The sequence below is a fragment of the Roseimicrobium gellanilyticum genome, from assembly GCF_003315205.1.
GTDB lineage: Bacteria > Verrucomicrobiota > Verrucomicrobiia > Verrucomicrobiales > Verrucomicrobiaceae > Roseimicrobium > Roseimicrobium gellanilyticum.
The window spans coordinates 261,717-274,212 of sequence record NZ_QNRR01000009.1; the positions used below are offsets into that span (position 1 = coordinate 261,717).

At 58.8% G+C, this 12,496-nt stretch carries 10 protein-coding genes; 6 read left to right on the forward strand and 4 right to left on the reverse strand.

The genetic code is table 11. The features are described from left to right. Positions 1-66: 66 nt before the first annotated feature. Positions 67-393: a hypothetical protein gene (locus DES53_RS23070; protein WP_113960682.1), complete on the reverse strand. Its 327-nt coding sequence runs from the start codon at positions 391-393 to the stop codon at positions 67-69. Between the two features lie 353 nt (positions 394-746). Further along, on the reverse strand, positions 747-1,670 hold the full coding sequence (locus DES53_RS23075) for a transglutaminase domain-containing protein (protein ID WP_147263566.1): 924 nt from the start codon (positions 1,668-1,670) through the stop codon (positions 747-749). Positions 1,671-1,904: 234 nt separating this feature from the next. Between DES53_RS23075 and pdhA the strand changes: the two genes are divergently transcribed. Together pdhA and DES53_RS23085 are read left to right on the forward strand one after the other, a co-directional pair. Then, positions 1,905-2,981 (forward strand): pyruvate dehydrogenase (acetyl-transferring) E1 component subunit alpha, encoded by a 1,077-nt coding sequence (gene pdhA / locus DES53_RS23080; protein ID WP_113960684.1) that lies wholly within the window; start codon positions 1,905-1,907, stop codon positions 2,979-2,981. Positions 2,982-3,039: 58 nt separating this feature from the next. Further along, positions 3,040-4,032 carry an alpha-ketoacid dehydrogenase subunit beta gene (locus DES53_RS23085; RefSeq protein WP_113960685.1) on the forward strand — a complete coding sequence of 331 codons (993 nt, stop codon included), beginning with the start codon at positions 3,040-3,042 and terminating at the stop codon, positions 4,030-4,032. Between the two features lie 95 nt (positions 4,033-4,127). Here DES53_RS23085 and DES53_RS23090 read toward each other — a convergent pair whose 3' ends face one another. Together DES53_RS23090 and DES53_RS23095 are read right to left on the reverse strand one after the other, a co-directional pair. Continuing rightward, a complete protein-coding gene (locus tag DES53_RS23090; protein WP_113960686.1) occupies positions 4,128-5,483 on the reverse strand; it encodes a hypothetical protein in 1,356 nt (451 codons plus the stop codon). A gap of 330 nt (positions 5,484-5,813) precedes the next feature. Then, positions 5,814-6,437, reverse strand: a complete 624-nt coding sequence (locus DES53_RS23095; RefSeq protein ID WP_113960687.1) for an acyl carrier protein phosphodiesterase — start codon at positions 6,435-6,437, stop codon at positions 5,814-5,816. Between the two features lie 67 nt (positions 6,438-6,504). Between DES53_RS23095 and DES53_RS23100 the strand changes: the two genes are divergently transcribed. The 4 genes from DES53_RS23100 to DES53_RS23115 all read left to right on the forward strand — a co-directional run bounded on the left by DES53_RS23100 (position 6,505) and on the right by DES53_RS23115 (position 12,491). Continuing rightward, positions 6,505-7,695: a hypothetical protein gene (locus tag DES53_RS23100; protein WP_113960688.1), complete on the forward strand. Its 1,191-nt coding sequence runs from the start codon at positions 6,505-6,507 to the stop codon at positions 7,693-7,695. Positions 7,696-7,778: 83 nt separating this feature from the next. Then, positions 7,779-9,368 (forward strand): GmrSD restriction endonuclease domain-containing protein, encoded by a 1,590-nt coding sequence (locus DES53_RS23105; RefSeq protein ID WP_113960689.1) that lies wholly within the window; start codon positions 7,779-7,781, stop codon positions 9,366-9,368. A gap of 126 nt (positions 9,369-9,494) precedes the next feature. Next, positions 9,495-11,201, forward strand: coding sequence for a hypothetical protein (locus DES53_RS23110; RefSeq protein WP_113960690.1), 1,707 nt, complete (start codon positions 9,495-9,497; stop codon positions 11,199-11,201). Positions 11,202-11,258: 57 nt separating this feature from the next. Continuing rightward, a complete protein-coding gene (locus DES53_RS23115) occupies positions 11,259-12,491 on the forward strand; it encodes an inner membrane CreD family protein (protein WP_113960691.1) in 1,233 nt (410 codons plus the stop codon). Positions 12,492-12,496: the final 5 nt, after the last annotated feature.

Below are 12,496 nucleotides of genomic sequence, written 5' to 3' on the forward strand. Positions count from 1 at the left end.
AAACCGGGACAAGCGGTACTCGACGGTGTGTTCACCCACCGTCCTACCGCTTACCGGTTCACCGGGCTACTCCCGTTCGCTTTCGTCAGCTTCTTCGGCTTCTTCTTCTTTCAGTTCTTCCAGGTTCCACTCTTCATCACAGAAGAGGAAGAACTTGTTGTGGAAGTCCTCGTTGATGCTTTCCCAGCCCATATCGGCGGACTGGTTGGGGTACTTTTTCCGCATCATCGCTTCATTGAAGTACTCCAGCCATCCGATGTTCGGTCGGATGATGTGTCCTTTGAACTTGATGTGGTCACTCTCCAAGCCTCCTTCGTCGCGAAAGCTGATGACTTCCGCCGCGTCAGGCAACTCAAGGGTGCCTTCAATCACAATCCTGATGGTCTTGGCCATGGCATTAGAGTTCTTAAAAACATCTCTCCAGGCGGGGGCGGCGGACGTGTTTTTATCAGTTGGATAATCTCCTCTGCCAGCACGGGCAAAGGCAAGTCACATCTTTTTTAAAAATCTGACAACGGCGACACTTTAGCGCAGATCCATAAGGGACGCCATCATTTTGAATAAGGATTTTGTGGGTGCATATGTGGATATCTAAAAACAGCGGTATCAGGGTTTTTGTCAAAGTTCGACTTCGACACGGGACAACGCACAATCCGTGCCCGGCAGTGCCGAAGTCTTTTCCGCGGGTTGAAACGGCAGAACCAGCGCGCTGCTATCGGGCGTGATGCAGGAATGGAAGGGCATCTTTAGCCCCGCTTTGCCACTGGCAGTGGGAGAGGGGCCTCCAGGGCTTGCTGCCGCACCCATTCGGGCATTTTAGGCTTCTCGCGGGGTTCGGGGGAAGGTGCTGCGGATTTCTGAGCAGCCGGCGTTTTCCTGGTGCCGCGCCACCGGACGAGCAGCAGCAGGCCTGCCCCACCGAGCCCGAGGCCGATCAGCCAGGCGTGCACATTCAGGAACCAGAACCGGATGGAAATCCCATGGGCGTGCAGCCAGGTGCGCGCCTCCGGGAACCAGCCGAGCACCATCGCGGCTCCGGGAATGCGATTCCAGTTCGTGTAGTAGTACCCGCTGTAATCGTACTCGGGGTAGTAGCCGGGCATGATTTGGGTGCGGTAGTAGAGCCAGTCCCCGTGTACGTCCGCCGCGCTGGCGAGCTTGCCATCGGGACGCCGGAAGGACTGGTCAAAGGCGGCGTCCAGCACCACCCAGCGACCGTTGACCTTCGCCTCCAGCACGTGGTGGTAGGCCATGATGCCATTCTTGACGAGCCCCACCTTCCGGACTGGAAAGTCCGCCGTCTGCATGGCCTTGGCCAGCACGGTCACATAGCTGGCACAGGCACCAGCAGGGCGGTTCATATGGTCTCCGGCCGACCAGAGAAGGTGGGGCGTGGTCCATTCCGTGTCTCCAAAGAAGACCGCCCGCTCCCGCACCTCGGCGTAGACGGCGTGCAGGATTTCCAGCGCCCGAGTCTCATCGGGGGCCACGCCCCCGGCGACCTTGGCCGCCTTGAGCTCCGCCACTTGCACGAGCTGGCGGAAGAGGGCGTCATCATCCCGCATGCGCTGCCAGGAAAGCAGCGCCAGCATCAGGAGGGCGCCGATGGTGGCATCCACCACAGATCGCGAGAAGACAGCGAGCTTGGGATGCCGGGAGAGCAAGCGCATGAGGCGCATTTTTACTGGCTCTAGCTATTTTACAATCGTTAAATGATTGTTCACCATGAATTGAAGGGCCATTCATGGAGTAACTTCGATGCTCCAATCTTGCCCGCGCAATTTCACTCCGCCCGGATGAGCTGGCAGACTTTGTGCGGCCTGGAAACTACCTGCCGCCCGAGGGCAAAGCACACCTTGCCAAGGCCTCCATAGTCGGTACACTCCGCCCTCTTATACTCGCCCATGTCCGCAAAGAATGCCGCCCCTGTAAAATACGCTGATGCGCCGGTAAACAAGGCGCTCTCCCCGGAGCAAAAGATCAAGCTCTACCGGGACATGTGCCGCATCCGCCGGTTCGAGCTGGTGGCGCTGAAGCACTATAATAGCGGCAAGATGGGTGGCTTCCTCCACCTCTACAATGGCCAGGAATCCGTGGCCGTGGGCTGCGTCTCCCTCATGGGGGAAAATGACCACATCATCACCGCCTACCGCGACCATGGTCACGCCCTCGCCGTGGGCATGGGCATGAATGAATGCATGGCCGAGCTCTTCGGGAAGAAGACCGGCTGCTCCAAGGGCAAGGGTGGCTCCATGCACTTCTTCGCTCCGGACAAGAATTACTGGGGTGGTCACGGCATTGTCGCCGGCCAGACCCCGCTGGGCGCCGGCCTGGCGTTTGGCGTGAAGTACAAGGGCCTCAAGGGCTGCAGTCTCTGCTTCCTCGGCGATGGTGCGGTGAACCAGGGCGCGTTCCACGAGAGCCTGAACCTCGCGGCCCTGTTCGATCTGCCGGTCGTCTACATCATTGAGAACAACGGCTACTCCATGGGCACCAGCCAGAAGCGCTCCAGCGCCTACCCCGGCTGCCTCGCTGAGCGTGCCGAGGGTTACGGCATGAAGTGGGAGCTCCTCAACGGTGAGGACATCTACGAAGTCCGCGCCCGGGTGAATGAAGCCATGGTCCGCGCCCGGGAAGAGAGCAAGCCGATGCTGCTCGAAGTGCTCACCTACCGCTACTACGGACACTCCGTCGCGGACGCGATGCACAAGAAGTACCGCACCAAGGAAGAAATCGAAAAGCGCGAGCGCGAGCACGATCCGGTCATCATTTTCCGCAATCACCTGATCAACGAGAAGGTGCTCACTGAGAAAGAGGCCACGGAAATCGACCAGGCCGCCTCCAAGGAAGCCGAGGACTCCGGTGAATTCGCCGAGCAGAGCCCGCTGCCGGATCCCTCCGAGATCTTCGATGACATCTACTGGGAGGTCGACAACGGAACCGAAGCCGGCCAGACCGGCCGCCATTTCTTCAACGACTGATCGCCCCGCCGTTTCCCCCTTCCCCCTTCCCATCCCCTTTCTGCCCGCCTGACGAGACATGCGTAAACTCTCCTACCGCCACGCCCTCCGCGAAGCCTTTGATGAAGAACTCGCCCGCGACCCCATGGTCGTGCTCATGGGTGAAGAGGTCGCGCAGTACAACGGTGCCTACAAGGTGACCGAAGGTCTGTGGAAAAAGTGGGGCGACAAGCGCGTGATCGACACCCCCATCAGCGAAGCCGGCTTCATCGGCATGGGCGTGGGTGCTTCCATGCTCGGCGTGCGCCCGGTGATGGAACTCATGTTCTGGAGCTTCTACACCGTAGCGTGGGACCAGATCATCAACAACGCCGGCATGGTGCGTTACATGAGCGGTGGCCAGATCAACTGCCCCATCGTCGTCCGCGGCCCGGCCAATGGCGGCACGAACGTGGGTGCCACCCACTCCCACACCCCGGAAAACATCATGGCCCAGTTCCCGGGCATGAAGTGCGTGTGCCCCTCCAACGCGTATGACGCGAAGGGCCTGATGAAAGCCGCCATCCGCGACAACGACCCGGTGATGTTCATGGAGAGCACCAAGCTCTACGGCGAAGAATGGGAAGTGCCGGAAAACTCCGAGCTGCCCGAGGGCGAACTCTTCATCCCGCTCGGCGTGGCCGATGTGAAGCGCGAAGGCACGGACGTCTCCCTCATTGCCCATGGCCGCGCGGTGCTCACCTGCTTGAAGGCAGCCAAGATTCTTGAAGAAGAACACGGCATTTCCGCGGAGGTCGTTGACCTGCGTACCATCCGTCCGCTGGATGAAGACACGATCTTCGAATCCGTGCGCAAGACCCACCGCGCCGTGTGTGTGGATGAGAACAAGCCCTTCTGCGCGGTGAGCTCCCAGATTGCCGCCAGCATTGGTCTGCATTGCTTTGATGACCTCGACGCTCCCGTGCAGCGCGTGAGCTCACTGGATGCCCCGGCATTCTACAGCCCGAAGCTTGAAGAACTGCAGCTCCCCTATCCCGACGTCATCGTCGCGAAGGTGCTGGGCATTTGCTAGGCACCTCTCTCCTTAGGGACACCAAGAAAAGGCTGGCAGCTCCTGGAGCATGCCGGCCTTTCTTTTGGCTAGGATGATGTGATACATCACAGTACTCACGGTATGCGGAAGACCTTTCCGTTTGAGGGATCCTTCGCGAGCGCGCCCGGCTTCATGCCGGTGACATCCAGTTTGTTGTGCGGTGGGAAGGGGCTGCGCACAAAGTCCGGTGAATCCGTCTTGGTGCCCGTGGGCACAGTGCCGGCGTCGGTCCCATGTTCGTTCGTAGGAGCGGACGCGCCTGACTCCTTCGCAGCACTCGTTCCAATCGTCACCGCATCGGCACCCGGAGGCGTCTTCGGTGGTGCCAGGCCGCCAGGGGGCTCGGACGGTTTCACCATAGTCTTGTCCGTGGGTGCTTCTGAACCCGCGACGGAAGCAGCCCGGCTGGGAGGTGTGGCCGCGGCGTCGGGAGGCTCGGGCGGCGTGATGGGCGCGGCTTCATTGGGCGCCGCGATGGTGACCTTGTCTATGTCCACAGTGGGCGAGGAGCGTTTGGTCGTCTTCAGCTCCTCCTTCACCGTCGCTACTTCGCCCTTTAGACGGGCGAGTTCCTTTTTGGTTTCAGCCAGCGCGCGCTGTTGCTCCACGGCCGCAGTGGTGCTGGTGGGTGGAGTCGTGTCCACGGTGGTGGTTTGCGTTTGCACCGGAGCCGATGGCTTCACGTTGGTACGTTCCTGCGTGACTTCGACTTTTGTCTCCTCCGGCGTGAGCGCCTTGTTCATCTCGGTCTTCGCGCGTGCCTGCTCGAGAACGGCTTGATCGGACGGCACTGTGGCTGTGGCAGTCACACTCGTGGTCGTCGCATTCCCCGCCGGCAGCTCGCGGATGGTCGGTGGCTTCTGCACTGTCGTGCTGCGATCGGTGACAGCGCTTCCGGGAGGCGGAAGTTCCACCCTGGTCCTGGGCGGATCTACAGGCGGCGTCTCGACAACGGTGGTGCTGCGTCGTGTCGTGCTGGACTTCTTGCGAGCCGGTTCCTTGCGGATCTCTGGCGTCACCGCTGGCTGGCCTTGGATCTCTTGCGGTTGTTGCGGGACGACAGGAACTGCCGTGGCACCAGGTGGCGCTTCCTCGACCACGACGGTGGTGCCGGGTGCTGGGGGCAGTCGTTTCGTATCACCATCGTCATCGTTGTCGGGCTTGTCCTTTTCCCGATCCTTCTTGTCTCCTCCGAAGAGGCGTCCGAAAAATCCCCGCTTCTTGGGTTCGGGAGCTGGCGGGGGCACTTCTTGCACCTGCACGGGTGGAGGTGCGCCCGGAGGCACGACGATCACGGTGTTTCCATTCGGTGGCGGCGCAGGAACGATCTCTTGCGCACCGGCTTGATGGATGAACACACCGGCGGAAAATGAAATCATCGCAGCAGCGCCGAGGGTGGCACCGTGCAGCGTGGGTGAGAGGGTTTTCATGGCAAAGGTGGTTCGGATGAAAACATATTCCTGCGTGCCCCGCGTTGCGTCCCATGATCGTATGGAGACAGGCTCGGGCGATTCGCACGAGAATGCTGCTGCGCCATCCCCATGGGCTTGTTAGTCGCAAAGCAGCGAAAGCGAGCAAAGGAAGTCAGGTCTCCTGACCGGACAGCGGCCGGCGGGTTTTCTTACCCGCCTTCATCGTTGATAATCTACAACCGCAAACGCAGCCAACTCACAGATCGCCCATGTCTCTCTGGCTGCACTGCTGCTTTCGCTGCTTTCGCTGCTTTGCGACCAACCTCACGCACGTCTCCTCGCCCATCGTCAATATGTGTCGTCCCGCGAACTCCGTGCACTCCACCATTCACCGGATGCGACGTGCGCCATCAGCTGTGGGAAGAACTCGAGAAAATCTTTCTCCATCTCTTCACCATGCTCGCGGATCGGTGCCACCGCATCCTGCAGCCGCACGGTCTTCTTCCAGCGCAGGGAGAGACGGAGGGACATGCGTTGAAGGGCTGCCTCGATGCCTTCCAGCCTGCGGTAGGAATACAATCGATCCTCACGCACAAGGTACTCGATCAACTCCGCACCATCCTCCGGAAGCTGGTGCCTGCGCGTGGTGGCCTCCGCTTGAAACTGCCGCGTGAAGTCGCGCAAGGTGGACTCGTGGAATTGTTCCCAGTTCTTCGCCAGGAAGTGATCATAAAGCATGTCCACCAGGATGCCCGCGTAGCGTCGATGACTGGCGATGATGCGCATCTTGCTGCGTTGCACGATTGGATGTGTGTCCGTGAACCGATCAATCGCGGCGTGGCAACACCGACCTGCCTCAAAGGAGGGACCCATCACCCCGCGTGGCTCACGACGCAGCACGTCCGCCAGCAGGTTGCCGAGCTGGAACTCGACATCCGGCGGGGAGAGGTGCACATGGGCCAGCCAGTTCATTTTGGTGGATAGGAATTGCGGTCTGAAAAATTCCTGCGACTGCGTTCAGCGTCCAGAGAATACCTTCATGAAAGTCTTACGGGCCTCCCTTGCCGCCAGCTTCTTTTTCCTCATGGCCAGCCTTCAGGCTGCCAAACCCGTGAAATGGGAACCATGGATGGAAACCGACAGGGATGTCTTCCCCAGTCTGCTCATTGCCACCGCCACGGTTGACTGGAATGCGGAAGCAGAAGTGGATGAGGATGGTGAAGAGTACGCTCCAACCTATGGAGATACCAATGGATGGTTCGGTGTGTGGGTGTCCCAGGTACCCGCTGGCGCGAAGCTGACCGTGGAGGTGGAATCGCCCGGCTGGCTCAAGCCATCCAAGGTGGAGGTGAACGTGAAGAAAGCGCAGGAGGACATCTACATCACTCCCAAGGCAGTGCTGGATTACGACGCCCTGCATCTGATCCGCGAGCAGAAGCCTGTGAACGTCTCCTTCAAGGTGAGCCTGAATGGAACCTTGCTGGGCGAGCGGCACGAGACCCTCACCATGCATGGCTTGAACGATTGTCCTTTCTTTGTCGACCACGGTGAAGAGGCTGAGTCGCTGGATCTCTCGTGGATGTTTGCCGCATATGTGAATGAGAACCACCCCTGGATCGACAGGATCCTGCAGGAAGCCCTGCAGACAGGATTGGTGGACTCCTTCACCGGATACCAGACAGAGGACCCGGAACAGGTGCTGACCCAGGTCTTTGCCATCTGGCATGTCCTCCAGCGCAAGGGCATCAAGTACTCGGACATTTCCACCACGCCCGGTGCGAAGATGGTCTACTGCCAGACTGTGCGTTTCCTGGATGAAAGCCTCGATGCCACCCAGGCGAATTGTGTGGACGGCTCCGTGCTGATGGCGTCCCTGCTGCGGAAGATCGGGATCACGGCTTACCTCGTCATGGTGCCCGGGCATTGCTACCTTGCTTTTGATACGGATGCCGAGGGTGAAGAGACAGTGGGTCTCGAGACCACGATGCTGGGAAACAACAAACTCAAACCCCTCAAGGAGTTGCCCAGCATGGAGGCGAAGCTGAAGAAGAAGGAATTCGCTGCCTCGCTGAAAACCTTCAAGAGCGCCATCTCCACTGCGAATGAGGACCTCGAAGAGAATGCCGAGAAATTCGGGGATGAAGAGGAGACAGAATATCAGCTGATCAGCATCCAGGAGGCGCGGGACTTCGGTATCCTGCCCATCGCTTCCGGCCGGAAGCGGAGCTAGGCAATTGGTGTTGGAAAACAGCGCCCTCCGCTCGGCGGGGTTTTTTCATTGACTAACAATCGGCTGGGAAGGAAAAAAGTCCCATGGCCAGAGGCACCCTAGTAAATCTTGATGCGATGCTCCCACGCGAGGACTTTGCGTTGGTCGATGACGACAACCCGCCGAGTTACGAAAAATTCGAGAGGATATCTGTCAAAGATCTAAAAGAGGATGGAATAATTCCACTCCTTCGCAAGCCAGATTTTCAAAGAGAGACCAATCACTGGACTCCAGAGCAAGTTGCCTCATTGCTCGAATGTTTTGTTAACGGCGACCTGATACCTTCAGTTATTGTCTGGAAGTCACCAACCTATCTCTTCGTGATTGATGGAGGTCATAGACTAAGTGCACTTCGAGCATGGCTTCTCGACGACTACGGGGACGCGCCAACCTCTCTCGCTTTTTTTGGTCGCTCAGTATCGAACGAGCAGGAAAGGGCTGCGCAGCGAACACGAGAACTAGTGTCTCAAAAGATTGGGAACTTTAAACACTTTCAGGCACGGCTGAGCGATCCAAATCTTGATGATCGCGAGAGACGACGTATCAACACGGTCCTGACACGAGGAATTCCTGTGCAATGGGTAGAAGGCAACGCCGAAAAGGCTGAGGCTTCCTTCTTTAAAATCAATACCAAAGGAACTCCGCTTGATGACATAGAGGAACTTTTGCTTTCGAATCGGCGCAAGCCAATCGCTGTTGCGTCACGGGCGGTGATCCGGGCGGGAATGGGACACCGGTACTGGAGTCGATTCCCTTCGCCGACATGTGACGAAGTTGAGCAGCTGGCCAAAACGATCCATAGCACTCTCTTTGAACCTGAATACAATACTCCAGTTAAGACATTGGATCTTCCGTTAGGAGGTTCTTCTGGAGTTCGTGCCGCCCTCCAAGTGCTTATCGAGTTCATGTTGTTTGCCATCCGCAACCAAGCAAATGAGCCGAAACATCTAAAAGACCAAGCGGACGATCCCGACGGCTCTTCAACCAAAGAGGCACTGCGGGAAGCACTCAATTTGGCATTGAGGATGACCGGAAACGACAAGGGCAGCTTGGGGTTGCACCCGGCGATTTATTTCTATGGACCCACTGGACGCCACCTGAGTCCAATGTTCTTGGGTATGGCCCTTCTGCTTAGTCGAAAGATGATCAACAACGACAAGGGGTTTTTTGAAAAATTTACAAAGGTACGCTCTAAACTCGAAGACGCGTTGATTGCTCACAAGGATCTCGTCGCCACAATCTTGCAGAAGACTATTAGCAGAAACAGAGTGCAAAAGTACGCTAGTTTGATCGATTCGCTTGTTGGCTACATCGTATCTGATCCGAATAGCAGTCTCGATGATGCTCAAATCGTATCGCTCTCTGGGCTATCTGGTAAAATCATTACAGGTAGCGCGGACAATGCTGGAAAGGACTTTTCAGATGAAACCAAGAGCGCTGTCTTTATTAACGCAGCCCTTAAAGGAGCTCTCCGTTGTCCTATCTGCAATGGATTTCTAGACTCTGCAAAATCGATCTCATACGATCACATAAGGGAGCGGGCTCGCGGTGGGTTGGGAAGTGAGGCGAACTGCCAACTAACCCATCCATACTGCAATCAGGCAGTGAAAAACAAGCTCCCGCTGACGCCGTGAGTAGCTGGTTTAAACCCAACAGTTGTCGTTCACGCGCTTCTGTTATTCACCGCATTTTCATGTGGTGTTCATCGAAGCTTCATGCGGCCCGGGCAGAGTGGGAGTGTCATTCACCCTGCCTCTGCCATGACTTCCACACGCCTCTCCCTCGTCTGCTACATCGCCATGCAGGCAGCAGTCTCAGGAACCTCTACAGCGCAGACCCCGGCATCACCCCTGCCCACCCTGGAGAATGCCGAAGTGCGCATCCCGTACGCGGAGTTGCGAAAGCTGTGGGAGATCGCTCATGGCATGGACCCACAAGAACTGCCCAAGGGCGCGCTCCTGTCGGCCGAGTACCGCGCGGACGTCTCCGGTGGCAAGCTGAAGCTGGAGGCCGACTTCAGGGTGGAGTCCTTTGGCAAGCGTTGGGAACGCATCCGCCTCATGGGTGCGGGTCCCGCCGTGGCCAGTGTCGAGCCTGCCGATGCGCGACTGTTGGTAGAGGGAGAGGATCTCTTCCTGCTGACCCACACGGAAGGCGCCACCTCGGTGAAGGTCCGTTTTGTGGAGACTGTATTGCCTGTGCTGGGAAGCGGTCCTTTCTTGGAGCTGCAATCCGCGCCGTGTGCGGTGGCCGCATTGAAGGTCAGCGGTGTGGCGGCGAAGCAACTTCTCAAGCTGGGTGAGCAGCGGGTGGACGCAGCGGCAGATGGCGCCCTGCAGATCCCACTCTCACCCAAAGGTGGGAAGAATCTCCTGAGCCTGGTCGATGCCGCTTCCGAGCCACAGCCGGATCCTCCACCGCCGCCGCTGCAGGCCAGCGAATGGACGGTGCAGAATGAAGTGCTCGCCATCGAGGGTGATGGTGAAATCAAACACCACGCGCGCGTCCGCCTGCTGGCGGTGAACGGTTCGGCGCTGGAGGCCACGCTGATGATGCCGGCCAATGCGCGTGGGGTTGCGCTTGCCAAGGCAGATGACATTCGCGACTGGAAACTCGTCCGCAATTCGGATGGGAGTGCGGAACTGCGCTTGCGCTGGCAGACACGCGACATCATGGAGCGCGAGTTCCGCCTTTCCTATGCCCTGCCCCAACTGCCGCTGGCGACGGCCTGGGAGCTTCGCGCTCCTGCCGTCGCGGGTGAGAACAAGACGAAGACACTGTACATGTTCGCGCTGCAGGCCGGCGTGGAGCTCAGTGTGCCCGACATGCAGTCTCCCGTGCCGCCCATCCGGCTTTCCAAGTGGATTGCCGAGGAGTCCAAGGCGACGGAGTTCGGCACGGTGTCGGGTGCGGCCTCAGTGACGGTGGCTGCGAAGCTGCTGCCGCGTGTGGACACCGCTTCTGCCGCCATCACCAAAAGCACCTGCACCACGAAGCTGGTGGCGGATGGTTCGGTGCTGACAGAGTCGAAGATGGAAATCGAACATCAGCAGCCGGAGCGCTGGGTGGTCGTTCTCCCTGAGAACAGCACCTTGCTGAAGTGCGCGGTAAACAACGCGCCGGTGAATCCCATCGTGCGCGCCGCTGGAGAACTGGAGGTGCCTCTCACCGGCAGCGGCAAGAGCGAAGTTCAGCTCTCGTACACCGAGGCAAAGGGCAAGCTCGATGCCGTGGAAGGTCAGACAGCCTTGGAACTCGCGCAGACACCTCTCTTCATTCATGAAGTGCTCTGGAATGTGGAAATCCCGGAGGGGTATGAAGCTGTCGGCGCCGAGGGGAATGTGGAATTCGCCACCCAGGGCACGAACACGAGTGGAAATGCCGCCGCTCTCAGTCTGATCAAAAAGCTCTGCCGCAATGAGCGCCCGCAGATTGCACTCTTCTACCGCAAGCGCGGTCTCGAATAGCACGAGCGCCACGCTCTCTCCTTCCGCATGTCCCGTCACCTCTGACCCCTCTTCGCCATGACCGTTCTCCGCATCTTTACCATCGCCCTCATCACGCTTTGCACCGCGGTGGCATGGGCCATTCTTGGCAGTACGCTGCAAATTCGCACCCACGAATCCAGCAGCCAGATGGGCAGCGAGGTGGCGGATGTGTGGGGCTTTCCCCTGAAGCAGCTTCATCCCTCCGCCTTCTATCACGCGCCCACGGGGAACAATCGCAAGGTGACGCTCCAGCCGGACTCGAGCCACGTCGAGGTGACGCTGCAGTCTGAACCAAAGAAGCGCGGGCTCCTCTGGCACCGCACCTACTCGGTACAATTCAGTGCGGCCTATCAGTTCACGAATCCCACGCCGATTCCACAGACCATCTATGTGCAGTACCAGCTCCCCTCGAAAGAGGCGAGCTACACCAATTTCGCTTTCACACTGGGAGATGAATCGCTGCGCCGCGCGGTCCCGAAGGCCGGAGTCATCACCGAGGCGCTCACGGTACCGGCGAAGGGAACGGCCCCCTTGAAGGTTTCCTACGAGTCCCGCGGCATGGATTCCTGGCAATACACCTTCCCCGACGCGAGCCGCGTGCAGGGATTCGAGCTGGTCATGCAGACGGACTTCGCTGAGATCAACTTCCCCAGCGGCACCGGCTCTCCAACGGCGCGTGATCGTCTGAAGGGCCGTTACTGGTGGACTTATCCGGATGTGCTTTCCGCGCCTGCCATTGGCATGGACATGCCCAAGGTGCTGAAGGCCGGCCCCGTGGCTGCGCGCATTTCTTTCTTCGCACCAGTATCGCTGGTGTTCTTCTTCACGGTGCTGATGCTCATGGGCGTGGTGATGGGCATCAATCTCCATCCCATGAACTACTTCTTCCTCGCGGCCGGATGTTTTGCTTTCCAGCTCCTGTTTGCCTACCTTGTGGATCTGGTGCCCTTGCATCTCAGCTTCGTGATCGCGGCCGTGGTCTCGCTGCTGCTCGTTTGTGGTTATATCCGTGCGGTGGGCGGGAAGAGGATGCTGAGGGTCGCCCTGCCGGCGCAGTTCGCGTACATGGTGCTCTTCAGCTACAGCTTCTTCTTTGATGGCATGACAGGGCTGATGATCACCATCGGTGCCATCGTCACCCTCGCCCTGCTCATGACCTTCACCGCGCGGGTGAACTGGGCCGAGCAACTGGCTGGCAAGAAGCGCGTCCTGCCTACGCCACCCACCATTCCGCCCGCGCCTCCAGGCAAGCTCCCTGCCGCAGTGTGAGTGAT

What these genes read in the sequence shown, in the direction of transcription:
- DES53_RS23070 (WP_113960682.1), bottom strand. Translation starts at nt 393, where the DNA reads ATGGCCAAGACCATCAGGATTGTGATTGAAGGCACCCTTGAGTTGCCT.
- DES53_RS23075 (WP_147263566.1), bottom strand. Translation starts at nt 1,670, where the DNA reads ATGCGCTTGCTCTCCCGGCATCCCAAGCTCGCTGTCTTCTCGCGATCT.
- pdhA (WP_113960684.1), top strand. Translation starts at nt 1,905, where the DNA reads ATGTCCGCAAAGAATGCCGCCCCTGTAAAATACGCTGATGCGCCGGTA.
- DES53_RS23085 (WP_113960685.1), top strand. Translation starts at nt 3,040, where the DNA reads ATGCGTAAACTCTCCTACCGCCACGCCCTCCGCGAAGCCTTTGATGAA.
- DES53_RS23090 (WP_113960686.1), bottom strand. Translation starts at nt 5,483, where the DNA reads ATGAAAACCCTCTCACCCACGCTGCACGGTGCCACCCTCGGCGCTGCT.
- DES53_RS23095 (WP_113960687.1), bottom strand. Translation starts at nt 6,437, where the DNA reads ATGAACTGGCTGGCCCATGTGCACCTCTCCCCGCCGGATGTCGAGTTC.
- DES53_RS23100 (WP_113960688.1), top strand. Translation starts at nt 6,505, where the DNA reads ATGAAAGTCTTACGGGCCTCCCTTGCCGCCAGCTTCTTTTTCCTCATG.
- DES53_RS23105 (WP_113960689.1), top strand. Translation starts at nt 7,779, where the DNA reads ATGGCCAGAGGCACCCTAGTAAATCTTGATGCGATGCTCCCACGCGAG.
- DES53_RS23110 (WP_113960690.1), top strand. Translation starts at nt 9,495, where the DNA reads ATGACTTCCACACGCCTCTCCCTCGTCTGCTACATCGCCATGCAGGCA.
- DES53_RS23115 (WP_113960691.1), top strand. Translation starts at nt 11,259, where the DNA reads ATGACCGTTCTCCGCATCTTTACCATCGCCCTCATCACGCTTTGCACC.